The following is a 16,397-nucleotide window of genomic DNA, read 5'->3' as shown; positions in this document are numbered from 1 at the left end:
CCCTACCCCACCTTCCGCGCCGCTTCGGCGTCGGTCGCATACCGGCTGGCCTTGTACGGCAGGCCCAGATGCTCGCGCAGCGTCTGCCCTTCCAGCGCGCGCTGGTGGTAGCCCCGCGCCTGCAGGATCGGCAATACCTGGGTCACGAAATCGTCCAGGCCCTCGCGCTGCGCGGCAAAGCCGAGAATGAAGCCATCGCTGGCACCGGCATCGAACCAGCGGATCAGCTCATCGGCCACCTGCTCGGGTGTACCGATGAAGTTTGGTCGCGGGCTCACTGCCTCCAATGCCACCTGGCGCAGGCTCAGGCCCTTCTCACGCGCATCCTGCTTGATGCGGTCGGTGGTGGAGCGGAACGAATTGCTGCCAATGTCACCCAGCTCCGGGAAGGGCGCGTCCGGATCGTACTGGCTGAAATCGTGGTGGTCGAAGAACCGGCCGAGATAGGCCAGCGCATCCTCCAGCGTTGCCAGTGCGGCAATCGCCTGGTACTTGGCTTCAGCCTCCCCGGCAGTACGGCCGACGATGGGGCCGATGCCCGGAAAGATCTTCACGTCATTGCCGCTGCGGCCATGCGCGATCGCCGAATTCTTCACCTTCTGGGTGAACGCGCGGGTTTCCTCCAGCGACGGCGAGTGGGTGAACACCGCGTCGGCGTACTTGCCGGCCAGCGCGATGCCGTCGTCGGACGAACCGGCCTGGAAGATCACCGGCTGGCCCTGCGGCGAACGCTGGATGTTGAGCGGCCCTTCCACCTGGAAGAAGCGGCCCTTGTGGTCGAGGCGGCGGAACTTTTCCGGCGCGAAGAAGATACCGCTGTCGCGCTCGCGCACGAAGGCGTCGTCGTCCCAGGAATCCCACAGCCCCTGCACCACCTCCAGATACTCGTCGGCGATCTGGTAGCGCAGCGCATGTTCCGGGTGTGGCCGGCCATAGTTGCGGCCCGAACCCTCCAGTGGCGAGGTCACCACGTTCCAGCCGGCGCGGCCGCCGCTGAGCAGGTCCAGTGAGGCGAATTGACGGGCGACGGTGAACGGATCGCTGTAGGACGTCGACAGCGTACCGGCCAGGCCGATCTTCTTCGTCGCCGTGGCCAACGCCGACAGCAGCGAGATCGGCTCGAAGCGGTTGAGGAAGTGCGGGATCGACTTTTCGTTGATGTACAGGCCGTCGGCCACGAAGCCGAAGGCGATGCCGTTGTCTTCGGCGGTGCGCGCAATGTCGATGTAGAACTGCAGGTTGACGCTGGCATCGGCCGGGTTGGACGGGTGCTTCCAGGCGTGCATGTGGCTGCCTGGGCCCTGCAGCATGATGCCGAACGGAATGTGGCGCGGGGTCGTGCTCATGGGAATCGCTCCTGCGGGTCAGGCCACCGCCGCGCGTGGCGCAGGCGACAGCAGTTCGAGGGATGTCAGGCGTGCATCGAGGTCGGCCACCGGCGCATCGAGGATGAACTCGCCCACGCCGAAGCGTCGGTGCAGCGCATCCAGTTCGTCGCGTACCTGTTGCGCGTCGCCGGACAGCACGCTGGGCCGTGTTTCCTCGATGCGGAAGTCGGCCACGCCCACCTGGCGCGCGTACTCGGCAGCCGCCTCGGGGCTGGGCAGGTTCACCGTCTGCCCCGGGCCAAGGTGCAGCTTGTAGACGCGCAGTGCGCCGATGTGACGTACAGCGGCTTCGGCCGTCGGGGCAGCAAAGGCCACTGTGGCCAGCAGCGGCGGCTGCGTAGCGGCACTGCGATAGGCATCGAACGCGGCCTCGATGTGCTTCGGGTCACCATCGAAGTGCGCGGCGTACACGAAGCGCCAGCCCAGCGCGGCCGCCTGCCGCGCGCTCTGCGGACTGGCACCCAGCAGGAACCGCTCCGGTGCCTGTTGTGGAACCGGCCGCGCCAGCACCTCGCTTTCGGCACCGGAAAGATAGCCTTCCAGATCGCGCAGTTGCTGGTCGAAGTCGGCAAACGCCGGGCGCCCTGCCGCCAGCGCGGCGGTCGATGCCGGCAGGCCGCCGGGTGCCTTGCCCACGCCCAGGTCCACACGTCCCGGCGCCAACGCCGCCAGCAGGTTGAAGTTCTCGGCCACCTTGTAAGGCGCGTAGTGGCGCAGCATGACCCCGCCGCTGCCGATGCGGATGCGCCGGGTCTGCGCCAGCACCCAGGCGGCCAGCACCTCCGGCGCAGGGCTGGCCAGCGTCGGCGCGGCGTGGTGTTCGGCAAACCAGTAACGGTGATAGCCCAGCTGCTCGGCGCGCTGCGCCAGCAGCAGGCTGTTGCGCAGTGCCTGCTCCGGCGAGGCCCCGTCGGCCACCGGGCTCTTGTCCAATACGCTGATCAGGTAGCTCATTGACGCGTCCTCGCTCAGGGATGGGCCACGGGGATGCCGAGCAACCCGTTCAGCGCCGCCAGGATCGGCTCGGCACCGGAGACGTACTGGCGATCCTCGTGGGCGCCACTGGCCAGCGCGCTGTGCACGCCCTGCGGCAGCACCAGCTTCGGCAGCGACTGGTCCTGCTCGCCAATCTCCGCGATCACCTCGCGACGCGGCCGTGCGAAGCCGATGCGACGTACGTCCAGCTGCGCGTCGAGGCCTTCGATGCTCGACAGCGCACCTTCCAGCAGCAGGCTGTGCCGGCAGAAGAAACGCTGGCCGGGAATCTGACCGTCCTCGAACTCGCGGTCCAGCAGGAACAGGATGGGTTTGCTTGCTGCGTCGAGCGTCACTGGGGTGTCCTCATCTTGGGCGGCCATGCGATGCCGCTTCGATATCGATGCTAGAGATGCCAGCGGTTGCGGCGGCGATGCCTGGCGACAATCGGCGGTCAGATCCGGCCATGCAGATGCGCCTTCGCCATAAGAAAAGCGCCGCCGGTTATGGCCTCAGGCAATGCGCCGCAGCGGCGTCGGCGGCGCCAGTCCCTGCGTGGCCAGATGCGCGGCGGCACGCTCGGTCGCCAGCGCGATACGCGCCTGCAGGGCCGCGCTGCTGACGTGCTCGCCGTCGAAGTCAGCCGGCGTGGCATACACCCCGATCGGCAGCGTGTGCGCCTGCAGGAAACTGAACAACGGCCGCAACTGGTGGTCGATCACCAGTGCATGACGCTCGCTGCCACCGGTCGCCGCCAGCAGCACCGGTGTATCCACCAGCGCCTCCAGCTCGATGAAGTCGACCAGGTGCTTGAACAGCCCCGGATACGACCCCCGATACACCGGCGCGGCCACCACCAGCAGCTCGGCCACCTCGATCGTCTGCAGCGCCTGCTCCACCGCAGGCTCCGCCTCATCGCGCGACAACGACTGCCCCAGCGAGCGCGCGATCGGCGCCAGCTCCACCACCTCCACGCTGGCGTGTACCCGCTGCTGCAACGACGCCAACAGGTGCCGCACCAGCAGCAACGTGCGCGACGTCGCCGAGCTGGTCGGTGACCCTACCACTGCAACCACCCTCAATGCAGAAGACATGAGCTGCTCCTCGATGATGCCGAACCCCGTCCGGCCGCCTTTCGCGTTCTGTAGAGCCGAGCCATGCTCGGCTGCTCCACCTCAGAACCGGTAATTGATCCGCCCGTACCAGAACGTCCCGATCCGGCTCAGCACATCGCCCGAATCCCACGTCGTCTCGATGCTGGCCACATCGGTAGCACTGCGCGCGTACTCCGGCACCTTGCGCGTGCGCTTGTCGAACACGTTGTTGACGCCCAGCGCCGCGCTCCAGCCCGCACCCAGCTCCACCGCACCTGAAAGGTTGGTCACCAGCACCGGCGGCTGCCTGTATTCCACGCCGTTGTTCAGGCGCTTGATCGGGCCGTAGTAGGTGAAGTCGACATTCGAGCGCCAGCGCCCGTTCTGCCAGCCCAAGCCCGCCACCTGGGTGTAGCTGGGCGTGCGGAAGCGCAGTGCGTACTCGCTGGATTTGGTCAGCAGGTTGATGTTGGGCAGCCCCTGCAGCGCCGCCGGAATATCACTGACTTTCCGGATCGTGGTGCGGCCGACGTTGGCCGCATAGCTCCAGCGCAGCTTGCCCCACGCCGTTTCCTGGTTTGCTTCCAGGGTCAGCTCCACACCGCGTGTGCGGGTATCGCCCACATTGGTGAAGTAACTGGCGTAGAACGCATCACCCGGCAGGATGCTGATGCCGGCTGAACCCAGCAGCGCATCGATGGTGTTCTTCTGCGCCGCACTCAACACCGTACCGCTGTTGTCGGTGATGCGCGCCGGGTCCTGCGCGTTGTAACCGATCTGGCTGGACTGGCCGAGCTGGCCGCGGATGTCGATCTGGTAGGCATCCACGGCCAGGTGGAACGCCGGGCTCGGGTCCCAGGTCACGCCCAGGCTGTAGTTGGTGGCCTTTTCCGGCTTCAGCGGTGTGGCACCCAACGCAATCGCCGCCGGCGAAGACACCTGTGCCACCAGCGTGGTGCCGCACGGGCAGCTGCCGGTGGCCTGGTAGAACTGCGCGCCCAAGCTGGGGGCATGGAAGCCGTTACTGACCGTCGCGCGTACACCCAACGCGTCGGTGAAGTCGAAGCGCGTGGTCAGTCGGCCCGTGGACACGCTGCCGAAGTCGGAATGATCTTCCCAGCGTGCAGCGGCATCCAGATACCAGCGCGCGGTGATGTTGCTGGCCGCACCCACATAGACCGCCTTGCTGTTGCGCGTCGCCTTCACCGCATCGGCGGTGGAGTAGCCCACGAACGCGGCGGCACCGAAGCCGGTGTAGGACTCCCACTGCCCTGCCCCGCGCTCATACTGTTCATGCTGGTACTCGGCGCCGGCGCTCACTTCCAGCGGTGACGCAAAGGCGGCCACCTCGAAGCCACGGCGCAGGTCCAGGTTGGCGATGCCCTGCTGGTAGTCCAGCTTGCCGTCATAGAAGTCGGTGGGCGAACCGGGGTACGGCAGCGAGTAGTTCACCGAATTGCGGGTATAGGTGCGTACCGTGCTGCGGTTGCCGGTCAGGCTTGCGTCGTAGTCCCAGCCCGCGATCTGGCCCTTCACGCCCGCGGTACCGGTGTACTGCTTCTCCTTGGTCTCCAGCACGGGCAGGAACCCATCGGGAAACACGCTCAGCACACCCGGCGCCTTGTAGGTGGTGAAGATGGTCGCCGGCAGGCGGAAGTTCTGGATCGCCTGCGCGGTGCGATCACTGGCGGTGGCATTGGCATAGAACTGCGCGCTCTCGCCCAGGCCATGGCCCACGTTCACCGCAAACGCCTTCAGCGCATACGATGGCGAACTGAGGATGATGTTGGCCTCGGCATCGCGGTCGGCCTCGGCCGGGTTCGGCGACGCACCCGCGGGCAACCGGTTGTTCGGGCGCAACGCTACCCGATTGCCATTGGCATCCACCGCCGGGTAGCTCAGGTAGCCGTCGATGTAGCGGCGGCTGCGGATGGCATGATGCTGGCGGGTGGTTTCACCGGACAGGTTGACGAAGCCATCGGCGCCCCATGGCAGGCCCACGTTGGCACGCACGCTGGTGCGCGAGCCATCGCCATCAATGCTCTGCCCGCTCTCAACCGACAGGTCACCGCCATGCGCCTGCGACTTCAGGATCACGTTGACCACGCCGGTGATCGCGTCCGAACCATAGATGGCCGACGCGCCATCGCGCAGCACTTCCACATGGTCGATCGCCGAGACTGGAATCAACGCCAGGTCAGCCCAGGCATGGCCGGGGAAACCGCCGCCGTTGGCACCACTCACATAGGCACTGGCATTGCGGCGCTTGCCGTTCACCAGCACCAGCGTGTAACCCGGCGAGAGATTGCGCAGCTGGTAGCCACGGATCAGGCTCTCCTGGTCGCTCTGGTAGCCGCCGATCTGGCTCAGCGACGGCAGCGAACGTTGCAACGCTTCCAGCAGGTTGCCCTGGCCAGTTGCAGCAAGGTCCTCTGCGGAAATCACATCGATCGGGGTGGAACTGTTCTTCACCGTGCGCGTGCTGGTGCGCGACCCGGTGACGACCACCGCATCCAGCGTGGACGCTGCCACGTTGGCCGTTGCAGCGGTGGCAGCAGGATCCGCATCGGCATCAGCCGCATGGCCAGGCGATGCGGCCAGAACGCTGGCGATCAGGACGGCGAGAGTGTTCAGCACAGGGGCGTGGGCAGCAGGCATGGGGCTCGTGGGGGTGGGTCGGAAACACGCTTCCATTCAAGGGCCTGTTCACCCACCGCGACAGGCGCGATCGCGTCACCCAGCCGTAACATCCGGCCACCCACATGACCGCTGGTAATGACGTTAGGCGGCCGCAACGGTGCGCGGCTGCCTGTAGAGCCGAGCCCACGCTCGGCTGCTCCTCGCGACGGCGTCAGATGCATCCACCCCGCCGGCACTGAACCGAGCGTGGGCGCGGGTCTACAGGAAGGGAGCGACCGCTCCATATACCTGCCCGGCATCACCTCATGCCCGCGCACCACGCAGCGCCACGCATCTGCACCCGTAGCATCAAGCCATGCCCAGCCCACCCGCCGATCCCACCGCGCCGCTCGTCACCATCGTCGCCTGCCACGGCCAGGGGCTGTTCGAATTCGGCTGCGCGGTTGGCCTGTTCGCACCGGTGCGGCCAGAACTGGGCGTGGCCTGGTACCGCACCCAGCTGTGCGCGGGTGAACCCGGTGCACTGCGCATGCTCGGCAATGCACAGGTGCAGCTGCCCTACGATCTCAGCACTGTTGATGACGCCGACATCATCGTCATTCCCGGCTGGCGCGAACCCAGCGAGCGTCCGCCACAGGCGCTGCTCGATGCACTCGTCCGCGCCCACGCGCGTGGTGCGCGCATCGCCTCGATCTGCTCTGGCGCCTTCGTGCTGGCCTGGGCCGGGCTGCTCGATGGCCGCCAGGCCACCACCCACTGGCGCCTCACCGAAGCGCTGGCGCGCGACTTCCCACGCATCGATGTGCGCGAAGACGTGCTGTACGTCGATACCGGCAACGTCATCACCTCGGCCGGCTCGGCCACCGGCATGGACATGATGCTGCACATGGTGCGCAAGGACTACGGCGCGCGCGTGGCCAACCTGGTGGCCGAGCGGCTGGTACTGGCGCCATGGCGTGATGCCGGGCGCAGCCAGCGCGTCAGCCGCGCCATTCCCCATGGCGAGCCCTCGCGTCTGGCAAAACTGATGGAATGGATGCGCCGCAACCTGCGCGAGCCGCACTCGCTCGGCAGCCTCGCCGAGCAGGCGGCCCTCAGCCAGCGCACGCTGCAGCGGCAGTTCCTGGAAGCCACCGGCCTGTCACCCATCGACTGGCTGATCCGCGAGCGCGTGGCATTCGCGCGCGAGCTGCTGGAAACCACCGACCGGCCGCTGCAGTGGATTGCCGAGCAGGCCGGCTTTGGTTCGCAGGAGTCGTTCCGCCGGCACTTCCGCGGCCAGGTGGACGCCAGTCCTACCGAATACCGCAGCCAGCATCGCGGCGGAATTGGCGCGGACCGGCTGGTGGGCTGCTGATCCAACGCATCACTCCCCGGTGATGCGTGAGGAAAGGCTCACGGCAGGCTACGGCGCCCCACGTATAGTGATGGGCGTCACAAGAAGCCCCTTCCATGCTCCACGCATTTGCCTACTCCAGCCACATGTCGGCTGGGCTTTCCGATGAAATGCTCCGGCAGATCGTCTCCCGCTCTGCCACGTTCAACCGTCGCGTGGACGTCACCGGAGCGCTGCTCGTCGACGGGCAGCGGTTTTTCCAGTACGTCGAAGGTCCGCCCGACGGCCTGGAGGCGGTCAAGCACCGCATCCATGACAGTCGATCGCATGCTGCCGTCGTGCCGGTACTGGACATGGCCATCAGCGCGCGTGCTGTTCCCTATTGGGCCATGACCCGCATCGACACCGGGCAGATCATGGTGTCCGGCCTGGTCAATGCGCGATGGGACGAATTTGGCCATGCCGTTCCGGGCATGGATCAGCTCGTCGGCCTGCTGCGTCCGCACTTTCCGCGCATCGGCCCGCTCGGTATCGACCATGCGCCCGCCGGATCCAGCTGAACCGCCGCCTTGCGCGCGTAGTCCCACGCGGCCGCGTGCTCCCCTGCGCACGTCATCATTCAAGCCGCGTTACCCATCGTTCCTGCCAGATCCACAGCATGCCTGTACCTGCTCAACCTTCAACGGAAACACGTCCCTCGCCCGCCGAGTTGTTCGAGGTTGTCGTCCTGCGTGCAGGCACCGCCCTGTTCGCGATCGACGTACAGGTGGCCGTGGAAATACGCGGCCCCGAGACCTTCGGCCCTGCGGACCAGCATGGCAGGCGGAGCCTGGAGGTACGGGGGCAGCCGTTGCCGGTGGCCGACCTGCGCAGGCTCAGCGGGCAACCGGCATTCGATGGCGGCAGCCCAGCCATGCTGTTGATCAGCGCCGGCACCGCAACCCTGGCGCTGGCAGTAGATGAAGTGCTGGAAATCGAAACACCGGACGCATCTCCAGACGCAGCCTCGCCGGCGCAGGGTCGACCGTTCAACTTCTGCAGCCGGCACGTTCGGGTGGATGCCACACGTTCGGCTGCGCTGATCGAACCGCAGTTGCTGCTGGCCGCGCTCGCGGTGCGGGACTAAGGCGCCTCTGCTCAAGGGCGCCTGCGAACCGGTTGAACCCGCATGCGCCAGCACTGCGCGGCAAAGCCGATCACAAACACCACCGCCAATCCCAGCAACGTGTGCAGCACCACCGGCGCCATCGGCGCCGCAGCAATCGGATGCGCTGCCGGCAACCGTGTCAGCGTTTCATTCACGCCTGGCACCAGCGACAGCAGGAAGCTGAACGACAGCGCGAAGGTCGACAGGTAACGCGCTGCGCGCCCCAGCCAGCGCAGCCGGCCGGCCAGCACGCCGCCGAAGGCGACCAGCAGCACGATCACCCCGAATGCGTGGCCCGGGTTGATCCCACCCGTACTGGAGACGGTGAACGACGTTGCCACCGACAGCACCAGCCCGAGCAGGTACAGCTTGCCGGAGCGTGTCGCGGGGTCGATCGCGCGATGGCGAATGAAGGCATACAGGCCGGCGAACACCGGTACAAGGCTGACGGCCGTGTGGATCACGCCCAGCGTGGACAGCGAGTGCGACATGGAACATCTCCAAGGGTTGATTGAACCTACTAGTAGGTAGACTTCTGAATCAAAGAAAAGGCCTACGTTGCCGCAGGCCCACCACACATCTATCAGGCAGCCGCGCTCACCCGCGCGATGGCCAGCCGTGCCAGCGCAGCAAACGTCGCCGCATCGCCGAAACCGCGCGCGGCCAGCATCGCGCCATGCACCGATGACATGAACGCCCTGGCCTCATCGGCCACCGGACCCTGCAGGCGCAGTTGACCCAGCGCCGCGCCCTTTTCCAACGTGAGCGCCAACCAGCCACTCAAATCCTCGAAATGCCCGCGTACTTCTTCGGCAATCTCCGCAGGGATCATCGGCGCCTCTGCCGCCAGCATCGCGCAGATGCAGAACGAAGACGTGCCACCGGCAATACAGCTCGACCAGTAGTCCACATAGGCGTTGAGCTCCTGCAGCGGGTCGTCCAGCTGCCGGTCCAGCAGCGCCAGGCCTTCGCGCGCCTCGGCCCGGTACAGCTCAACCACCGTGCGCACCAGGTCCGCCTTGCTGGGGAAGTGGTGATGGATGCTGGCCTTGCTGATGTTCACCCGCGCCGACACATCGGCGTAGCTGAAACCGTTGTAGCCACCGGCCTCCAGCAGCGAACGGGCGTGGGCCAGGATCTCCTGGGCTTTGGGCGAGAGCGACTCTTTCATGCAGCCAACCTACTAGTAGGTTGAAGCGCTGTCAACTCCCCGCAGCCGGGTGGGCAGCATCTGGTAGTGCCGGCCGCTGGCCGGCAACTGCACGCACCCAACTCCACCGGGATGCCGGCCAGCGGCCGGCACTACCACATCCGGGCGTTCGTGGCCGGTTTTGACATGCAGGTGTTTACCTGCATATAGTCCACTCAAGGGCGGCGCCTGCCGGCCCATGCGAGGAACTTGCAATGGCGGATATCGCACACCGGGTCGGCATCAAGGCCCCCGCAAGCCAGGTGTATCAAGCACTGGCCACCCCTGAAGGCGTCGCCGCCTGGTGGGCCGAAGACACCCATGGCGACCGCGATACCGGCGGCACGGTCAGGGTGCGCTTCACGAACAACGACCAGGAAATAGGCGCCATGGAAATGCAGCTCGAACAGCTCATTCCCGGCGAACTCGTGCTCTGGAAGTTCCTGGTCGGCCCTGCCGAATGGATCGGCACCCACGTGCGCTTCGCGCTGAAGCAGGAAGGCGACTACTGCATCGTCCTGTTCACCCACGAAGGCTGGAAGGAACGCGTCGAGTTCACCTCCCACTGCAGCACCAAGTGGGCGGTCTTCCTGCTGAGCCTCAAGGCCCTGCTGGAAACCGGCAAGGGTCAGCCCAATCCACACGACATCAGCATCGACAACTGGAACTGAAGACGCCCCGCATGAATGCAGACAAGGTGTTCAAGGCACTGGCCGACCCCACGCGTAGAACGCTGCTGGACCTGCTTTGCGAAGACAACGGCCAGACCCTGGGCCAGCTCTGCGAACACCTGGACATGGCCCGGCAATCGGTCACCCAGCACCTTGGCCTTCTGGAAGACGCCAACCTGATCAGCACGGTGCGCCGTGGCCGCGAGAAGCTGCACTTCATCAACCCGGTGCCGCTGCATGAAGTCTACGAGCGCTGGGTACGCAAGTTCGAGCAGCAGCGCCTGAGCCTGCTGCATGACCTGAAACGCGAACTGGAAGGAGAATGACGATGTCCGCAGAGACCACCCGCTTCATCCACGTGATCTACATCGCCTCCACGCCACAGAAGGTGTTCGAGGCCATCACCCGGCCCGAGATCGCCCGCCGTTACTGGGGCCACGAGAACGTCTCGGACTGGAAACCCGGCTCGCGCTGGCAGCACGTGCGCGCCGACGAAACGCGCTCGGTCGAGCTGGTCGGCGAAGTGGTGGAAAGCACCCCGCCCTTGCGGCTGGTCATCACCTGGGCCGCCGCCTCGCAGGCCGACAATCCCGATGCCTACAGCCGGGTCACCTTCGAGATCGTGCCCTACCAGGACATGGTGCGGCTGACCGTCACCCACGACGAATTGGAACCCGGCAGCGGCATGGATACCGGCATCCGCCAGGGCTGGCCGATCGTGCTGTCGAGCCTGAAGTCGCTGCTGGAGACCGGCAAGGGATTGGATGTGTTTGCGAAGCCGAGCTGAGTCGTGCCGCTATCGGCGGCGGAGCGCCATCCGCCGCCTGCGCCACCATCCGCTCAATCGCTCACTGTGCGCGCGCGCCCGTATTGTCCGTGCACATCCTGCTTGATCCAATCCGCCAGCAGGCGCAGATAGCCGTCGGTGATCCTCGTCGACACGCGGTTGCCCTCGGCATCGGTGCGGAACTCGACCATGCCATGGTCGGTGTCGGGGAACAGGTAGGTCTCAATCGGCTGTCCTGACGCGCGTAGGCGCCCCAGGATGGTGCGCGTGGCCGCAATCGGTGCGGCCCGGTCCTGCTCGGCCAGCACCCATAGCAACGGCACCTTCAGGCGGCGCAGCGCAGCCTCGGCGTCGTAGTCCCAGATCAGCTCCAGGTTATCGAAGCGCGCGCGACCGATCCTGCGCAGGTCGGCGTCGCTCATGCGCAGCATATCGCCGCTGTATTCGCCACTGATGGTCTTTGCCCACGGCGCGGCACCCACCTGCGCACGCACCTTCGCCAGCGCCTCGAAACCTTCACTGAAATGCGTGCGCATCAGCTGCGCGGTGGCCTCTGACAGCTGCCCGACCTGCGCCAACGCCGCCGCATCCAGCTGCATGCGCCGTGCCTCATCGAACAGCTGCTCGCGGTCCTCCTCGATGGGCGAGACCACCAGCCCGAAACCGATCGCCACGAAATCCGCCTGCGAACGCGTGGCCGCCAGCGGCGCGATCCAACCGCCCTGGCTGCCGCCGAAGTAGCCGGCACGGCCGAAGCGGCCTTTGGCCAGTTCACGCGCCTTCGCCAGCGCCGCCGCCGCGTCGTCGGCCAGCAGCTCGAAGTTCTGCGTGTACTCGCCTTCCGAATCGCCGGTGCCACGCTTCTGGTAGGCGAACACCGAGATTCCCTGCGCCACCAGCATGCGTTGGTAGATCGCCGCCACCGCCATCGTGCGTTCCGAGCCATGGACCAGCACCACCAGCGGCCGCTTGGGATCGGCCGGACCGGCGGGTTCGATCAACTGCCCGACCAGCTTGGTTCCGGCACTGGTGAAAGTTGCATCGGTATCGCGGGTGGGCAGTCGCTGCCAGCGCTGCGTGGCCCCCGCAGGCGACCTGAAGCTGACCACATCGCCGCTGCAGCTCACCGGCGCGTTGGCATCGCCGGTGGCGCCACGTCGCCCGTCCAGCATCAGATAACGCTGCCCCGTGGCCGGTGCCGCGGCGGGTGCGCCCAGCACCACGATGTTGCCCTGCCCGTCACCGTAGGCACTGACCGTGCACAGCTCGGCGGCTGCAACCGGCAGGCCCGAACACACCAGCACCGCGCTCAACAACGAACGACTCTTCCACCCTTCCATGCCCGTCCCCATTACAGTGAACCCGCGTCGCGCAGGCGCCGGGCGCAGCCTAGCGCGTTCGTTCGCCAGATTCATGCTGCACCCGCTCGCCGTCGCCTTCTGCCATAGCCATACTGGAAGGACGATACGGACTTCAGAACGCCATGCACCCTCACTTGGAACACATCGGCACCACCCGCATCCTGCGCGTGGAGCCGCAAGGCCCGATGCTCGATGCCGGCGCCCTACGCAACCTGGTCGGCGATGCCCTCGGGCACCAGGCCGAGTGGATCGCCGTGCCGGTGCAACGCCTTTCGGCGGACTTCTTCGAGCTGCGCTCCGGCATGGCCGGGCAATGGCTGCAGATGCTGATGAACTACCGCCTGCGCTTCGCCGTACTGGGCGACGTCAGCGCCTACCGCGCACAAAGCGCGTCGCTGGATGCATGGATCACCGAGTGCAACCGCGGCCGCGACGGCTGCTTTGTCGCCGATTGGGATGCCCTGCTGGCACGTCTTCCCGTGTCGGCCAGCTAGCGCGCCGTCCAGCCCCCGTCCACCGGCAGCGCCGTGCCGGTGATCTGGGCAGCGGCATCCGAGGCCAGGAACACCACCATCCCGCCCAGCTGATCGGGCGTCACGAACTGCAGCGAAGGCTGCTTCTCGGCCAACAGCGCGCGGGCAGCGGCCTCCTGATCCGTGCCGTCCTTCTCCGCCAACGCGGTGATCTGCTGCTCGACCAGCGCGGTCCGCACCCAGCCCGGGCAGATGGCATTGGCGGTGATGCCGGTGCCCGCATTCTCCAGCGCGGTCACCTTGGTGAAGCCCACCACGCCATGCTTGGCCGCCACATAGGCCGACTTGTTCACCGAGCCAACCAGGCCGTGCACCGACGCGATGTTGATGATGCGACCGGCGCCCTGCTGCTTCATGTGCGGCAACGCCGCCGCCGTTGCATGGAACACCGCCGACAGGTTCAGCGCCAGGATCGCATCCCACTTGTCGACCGGGAATTCCTCGATCGACGCGGTGTACTGGATGCCAGCATTATTCACCAGGATGTCGATGCGGCCCATCGTCGTCACGACGCGGTCGATCATCGCGCGCACCGCCTCGCCCCGGGAAAGGTCCGCGCCATCGTGCGCCATCCGTACACCGAACTCGGCTTCCAGTTTGGAACGGATGCGTTCGATCTCCGCCGCATCGCCGAAGCCATTCAGCACGATATCGGCGCCCTTCCGCGCCAGCGCCGTGGCAATGCCAAGGCCAATACCGCTGGTGGAGCCGGTGACCACCGCAACCTTTCCAGAGAACATGGGCGAGCTTCCATTGGGGGTGGGCCGCCAGTGTACCTACACGAGCCAACCCTCTTTAACTGACGACCTATCTCAGCCCACCATTAGAAGCGGATGCCCGCCCGATCAACGGTCGCCAGCGGGCTGGCCTTCCGTACCGCCTCCAGGAACAGCAGGAAATCCCGATTGAACAGCGTCAGGTTGTTGGTGAACGTCACACACTTTCTGCCCGATGCTTTGCTGAAGCACACCTGCCAGACATAGCGCCCGTAGATCCTGTCGGACGTTCGTGTGACTGAAGTGATCTGCGAAAGCGGAACCGCCGTGGGCACCGGCCCACGCTGCAGGTAAAAGGACGCCGCATCGAAGAAGTAGTGCTCGCGATCCTCTTTGCCATCCACCATCACCAAGGTCATGGACCTGCCGGAGATCCGGCGAGGAGGATCCAAACGCAGCCCCGATTTCACGGACGAGCGAGCAGTTGCCGACATTCGCCGAAGGGTGAACCAGAGGATCACCAACGGAAGTGCCGCGAGGAGAATGAAACCTACGGTCTTCAAAACAGTTTCCAGCGTGCTGGGCACACAGATCTCCAGGATGAACGTTCAGGCGATGCCCAAGTAGATCCACGCCATGCGTGGATGCTCTCCCTCAGCGCCCCATCACTTCCAATGATCCGGCCCCAGGAACGGCAGGCTCAACACAAACACCGGAACCGCCACAGGGATCAGCGCCGCCCCCAGCACCTTGCCCGCCGCCGAACCCACACCCGGCTTGTCCTCCCGCTCCGGCAGGATCCGCTGCGCCCGTGCATTGATCGGCTGTGCCAGCTTTCCCTTCTCCGCCAGCGCCGCAGCATCCGGCAACTTCACCCGCTCGCCGTCGCCCTCGAACAGCGCGCTGTAATAGCTGCCGCCCTTCCTTGAAAGATTGCAGGCGCGATCAAACGCCAGCGCATATCGGGTCCGGTCCATCGGCAGGTAGTAGCGCGCCCGCTCCTCCACGGCCTTGGCCTCACGCGGGGTGACCTCAATCCGCTCCAGCTTGAACTGCGCGGCCTGCTCCGCCGTCACCTGCTCCGGCCGCAGCAGCAGCGCATAGCTGCCATGCACCTTGGCCTTGTTGGCCGGGTCGCGCCAGTCTTCATGGAAGTACATCTGCGCGCAGACCACCGCCTCGCGCAGCGGGCTGTCCATCAGCGCACGGTACTCGCGGAACGGCGCGGCATTGAAGCGCATCGGCTCGTCATAGCGCGGCAACAGGTACAGCTGGCCGTCGTCGGCGACGAACGCACTGGTGATCTCGCGGCTAGAAGCGTGCTCCTCCGGGCCACTGGCACAGCCGGAAAGCAAGCCAAGGCACAGGGCGGAGAGAATGAAGAAGGACGTTCGCATGTCGTGTTCGAGGGCTTCCCTGGGAAAACGGCCCCGCCCGGAGGGACGAGGCCAGCCCGTCATGGTGCCATGCCGGGCTTGCCATGCCCAATCAAACTGCTGGAGATCGAGCGGGTTCAAGCCGCTGGCGCTGGTCGGCGTGATATATTGAGTGCGCCTGGACATCCATGTTCAGTGACGTTCCTGGATCAGTCTGGAACGAGCGCAACAGGTACATCCCCGTTCGGCCTTTCCGTAGCGCTTGGGGATTATCCAACCACCAGCGCACCAGATTGCTCCTTGGTTGGCGAAATGAGCCAGCCGCTGCGGGCCGTGCGTCTTGGCCAGGGGCCAGGTCAGCCACCCGGCAGGCCTTTGAAGAAGCGCCGCGACATAAGCCGCATTTCCAGCATGCCGATTACGGCATTCGTGGGTCGCCAGCCCCTTCAGCCATGCCGGCGCAGTCGGCATCGCGATTGCCGCCATGTCTGTCGCAATCGCCAAGCACTTTGCCCCGCTACTGGGGAACCGATGAAGAAGAAAGCCCACTCTTGAGAGGAGAGCGCGTAAATGAACGCTGATGATGTGAAGTCAATACCGATGATGGACCCGCTCGTGAACAAGCACACACGTGGATCAAGTGCATCCAGACGCACCATCTACGTAGATCTTGATGGCGTAATGGCCGACTTCGACGCGGCATTTCCCGCCCTGTTTGGCCTGGACCACCGCGTGCTCGCCGACGATGAAATGTGGGGCCACATCAACAACCACCCGTCATTCTTCCGCGACCTTCCGCCGATGCAAGGTGCAGTGGAGTTCTTCCACAGCATCCACCACTTGAACCCGGTGATTCTCACGGCCTGCCCGAAATCGAACTATCCACTCGCTGCCATGCAGAAGCGGCAGTGGGTCCGCGAGCACCTGTCAGCAACCTGCCTGGTGTTGCCTGTGCTCGGCGGCAGGCACAAGCCTCTTTTCATGCACCAGCCAGGCGATGTTCTGATCGACGATTTCGAAACGAACTGTGATGCCTGGACAGCGGCCGGAGGCGTGGCGATCAGGCACGCCGGCGATTGGACCGCGACGCGTCACGCGCTTTCCCAGATTGAAGATCTGTCAGGAGCTGCGCTCGCGAAGGGCTGATGCCCTCTCTGCCGACCGACTGGCGCTTCCACAGACAG

The 16,397-nt window shown here is 65.7% G+C and carries 19 protein-coding genes; 8 read left to right on the top strand and 11 right to left on the bottom strand.

All coding sequences use genetic code 11. From position 1 onward, the window contains the following. Positions 1–2: 2 nt before the first annotated feature. The 5 genes from ACZ75I_RS08490 to ACZ75I_RS08470 all read right to left on the bottom strand — a co-directional run bounded on the left by ACZ75I_RS08490 (position 3) and on the right by ACZ75I_RS08470 (position 6,115). Positions 3–1,346, bottom strand: coding sequence for an LLM class flavin-dependent oxidoreductase (locus tag ACZ75I_RS08490; protein WP_472958971.1), 1,344 nt, complete (start codon positions 1,344–1,346; stop codon positions 3–5). An 18-nt stretch (positions 1,347–1,364) separates the two neighbouring features. Next, the gene (locus ACZ75I_RS08485; protein WP_472958970.1) at positions 1,365–2,342 is read right to left on the bottom strand and encodes an MsnO8 family LLM class oxidoreductase; all 978 of its coding nucleotides are present in this window, start codon (positions 2,340–2,342) and stop codon (positions 1,365–1,367) included. Between the two features lie 14 nt (positions 2,343–2,356). Continuing rightward, positions 2,357–2,719: a DUF3088 family protein gene (locus tag ACZ75I_RS08480; RefSeq protein ID WP_053462765.1), complete on the bottom strand. Its 363-nt coding sequence runs from the start codon at positions 2,717–2,719 to the stop codon at positions 2,357–2,359. Between the two features lie 156 nt (positions 2,720–2,875). Continuing rightward, positions 2,876–3,457 (bottom strand): FMN reductase, encoded by a 582-nt coding sequence (msuE, locus tag ACZ75I_RS08475; RefSeq protein ID WP_472958969.1) that lies wholly within the window; start codon positions 3,455–3,457, stop codon positions 2,876–2,878. Positions 3,458–3,538: 81 nt separating this feature from the next. Next, entirely contained in the window at positions 3,539–6,115 is a 2,577-nt protein-coding gene (locus ACZ75I_RS08470; protein WP_472958968.1) for a TonB-dependent receptor plug domain-containing protein, read from the bottom strand. Between the two features lie 337 nt (positions 6,116–6,452). On the opposite strand from ACZ75I_RS08470, the gene ftrA reads away from it, so the two are divergent. The 3 genes from ftrA (at position 6,453) to ACZ75I_RS08455 (ending at position 8,559) form a co-directional block, all read left to right on the top strand. After that, on the top strand, positions 6,453–7,454 hold the full coding sequence (gene ftrA, locus ACZ75I_RS08465) for a transcriptional regulator FtrA (protein ID WP_472958966.1): 1,002 nt from the start codon (positions 6,453–6,455) through the stop codon (positions 7,452–7,454). Positions 7,455–7,549: 95 nt separating this feature from the next. Further along, a complete protein-coding gene (locus ACZ75I_RS08460; RefSeq protein WP_472958965.1) occupies positions 7,550–7,993 on the top strand; it encodes a BLUF domain-containing protein in 444 nt (147 codons plus the stop codon). Continuing rightward, a complete protein-coding gene (locus ACZ75I_RS08455) occupies positions 7,876–8,559 on the top strand; it encodes a chemotaxis protein CheW (RefSeq protein ID WP_472958964.1) in 684 nt (227 codons plus the stop codon). The genes ACZ75I_RS08460 and ACZ75I_RS08455 overlap by 118 nt, the downstream gene beginning before the upstream one ends. Before the next feature lie 11 nt (positions 8,560–8,570). Here ACZ75I_RS08455 and ACZ75I_RS08450 read toward each other — a convergent pair whose 3' ends face one another. Both ACZ75I_RS08450 and ACZ75I_RS08445 read right to left on the bottom strand, forming a co-directional pair. Further along, positions 8,571–9,071: a hypothetical protein gene (locus ACZ75I_RS08450; RefSeq protein WP_472958963.1), complete on the bottom strand. Its 501-nt coding sequence runs from the start codon at positions 9,069–9,071 to the stop codon at positions 8,571–8,573. Positions 9,072–9,163: 92 nt separating this feature from the next. Continuing rightward, a complete protein-coding gene (locus tag ACZ75I_RS08445; protein WP_065195952.1) occupies positions 9,164–9,751 on the bottom strand; it encodes a TetR/AcrR family transcriptional regulator in 588 nt (195 codons plus the stop codon). Between the two features lie 233 nt (positions 9,752–9,984). On the opposite strand from ACZ75I_RS08445, the gene ACZ75I_RS08440 reads away from it, so the two are divergent. From ACZ75I_RS08440 to ACZ75I_RS08430, 3 genes are read left to right on the top strand one after another with little or no spacing between them, the layout of a single operon-like run. Further along, positions 9,985–10,440 (top strand): SRPBCC family protein, encoded by a 456-nt coding sequence (locus tag ACZ75I_RS08440; protein WP_472958961.1) that lies wholly within the window; start codon positions 9,985–9,987, stop codon positions 10,438–10,440. Positions 10,441–10,451: 11 nt separating this feature from the next. Then, complete coding sequence (locus tag ACZ75I_RS08435; protein WP_005416268.1) at positions 10,452–10,766, top strand: ArsR/SmtB family transcription factor; 315 nt, start codon at positions 10,452–10,454, stop codon at positions 10,764–10,766. A gap of 2 nt (positions 10,767–10,768) precedes the next feature. Continuing rightward, on the top strand, positions 10,769–11,227 hold the full coding sequence (locus ACZ75I_RS08430) for an SRPBCC family protein (protein WP_472958960.1): 459 nt from the start codon (positions 10,769–10,771) through the stop codon (positions 11,225–11,227). 53 nt (positions 11,228–11,280) lie between these two features. On the opposite strand, the gene ACZ75I_RS08425 is transcribed toward ACZ75I_RS08430, so the two are convergent. Then, positions 11,281–12,567, bottom strand: coding sequence for an alpha/beta hydrolase family protein (locus ACZ75I_RS08425; RefSeq protein WP_472958959.1), 1,287 nt, complete (start codon positions 12,565–12,567; stop codon positions 11,281–11,283). Between the two features lie 143 nt (positions 12,568–12,710). Between ACZ75I_RS08425 and ACZ75I_RS08420 the strand changes: the two genes are divergently transcribed. After that, entirely contained in the window at positions 12,711–13,082 is a 372-nt protein-coding gene (locus ACZ75I_RS08420; protein ID WP_472958958.1) for a DUF4180 domain-containing protein, read from the top strand. On the opposite strand, the gene ACZ75I_RS08415 is transcribed toward ACZ75I_RS08420, so the two are convergent. From ACZ75I_RS08415 to ACZ75I_RS08405, 3 genes are all read right to left on the bottom strand, one after another. After that, complete coding sequence (locus ACZ75I_RS08415) at positions 13,079–13,861, bottom strand: 3-hydroxybutyrate dehydrogenase (RefSeq protein WP_472958957.1); 783 nt, start codon at positions 13,859–13,861, stop codon at positions 13,079–13,081. The genes ACZ75I_RS08420 and ACZ75I_RS08415 overlap by 4 nt on opposite strands. An 83-nt stretch (positions 13,862–13,944) precedes the next feature. Then, entirely contained in the window at positions 13,945–14,424 is a 480-nt protein-coding gene (locus ACZ75I_RS08410; RefSeq protein ID WP_472958956.1) for a hypothetical protein, read from the bottom strand. Positions 14,425–14,502: 78 nt separating this feature from the next. Then, positions 14,503–15,234 (bottom strand): hypothetical protein, encoded by a 732-nt coding sequence (locus ACZ75I_RS08405; protein ID WP_472959051.1) that lies wholly within the window; start codon positions 15,232–15,234, stop codon positions 14,503–14,505. Positions 15,235–15,783: 549 nt separating this feature from the next. Between ACZ75I_RS08405 and ACZ75I_RS08400 the strand changes: the two genes are divergently transcribed. Beyond that, positions 15,784–16,359 carry a 5' nucleotidase, NT5C type gene (locus ACZ75I_RS08400; RefSeq protein ID WP_472958955.1) on the top strand — a complete coding sequence of 192 codons (576 nt, stop codon included), beginning with the start codon at positions 15,784–15,786 and terminating at the stop codon, positions 16,357–16,359. The last annotated feature ends 38 nt before the right edge of the window (positions 16,360–16,397 follow it).

This window comes from Stenotrophomonas sp. X (genome assembly GCF_055721025.1).
The sequence above is the reverse complement of the archived record's forward strand: the minus strand, read 5'-3'. Positions and strand labels throughout refer to the sequence as shown.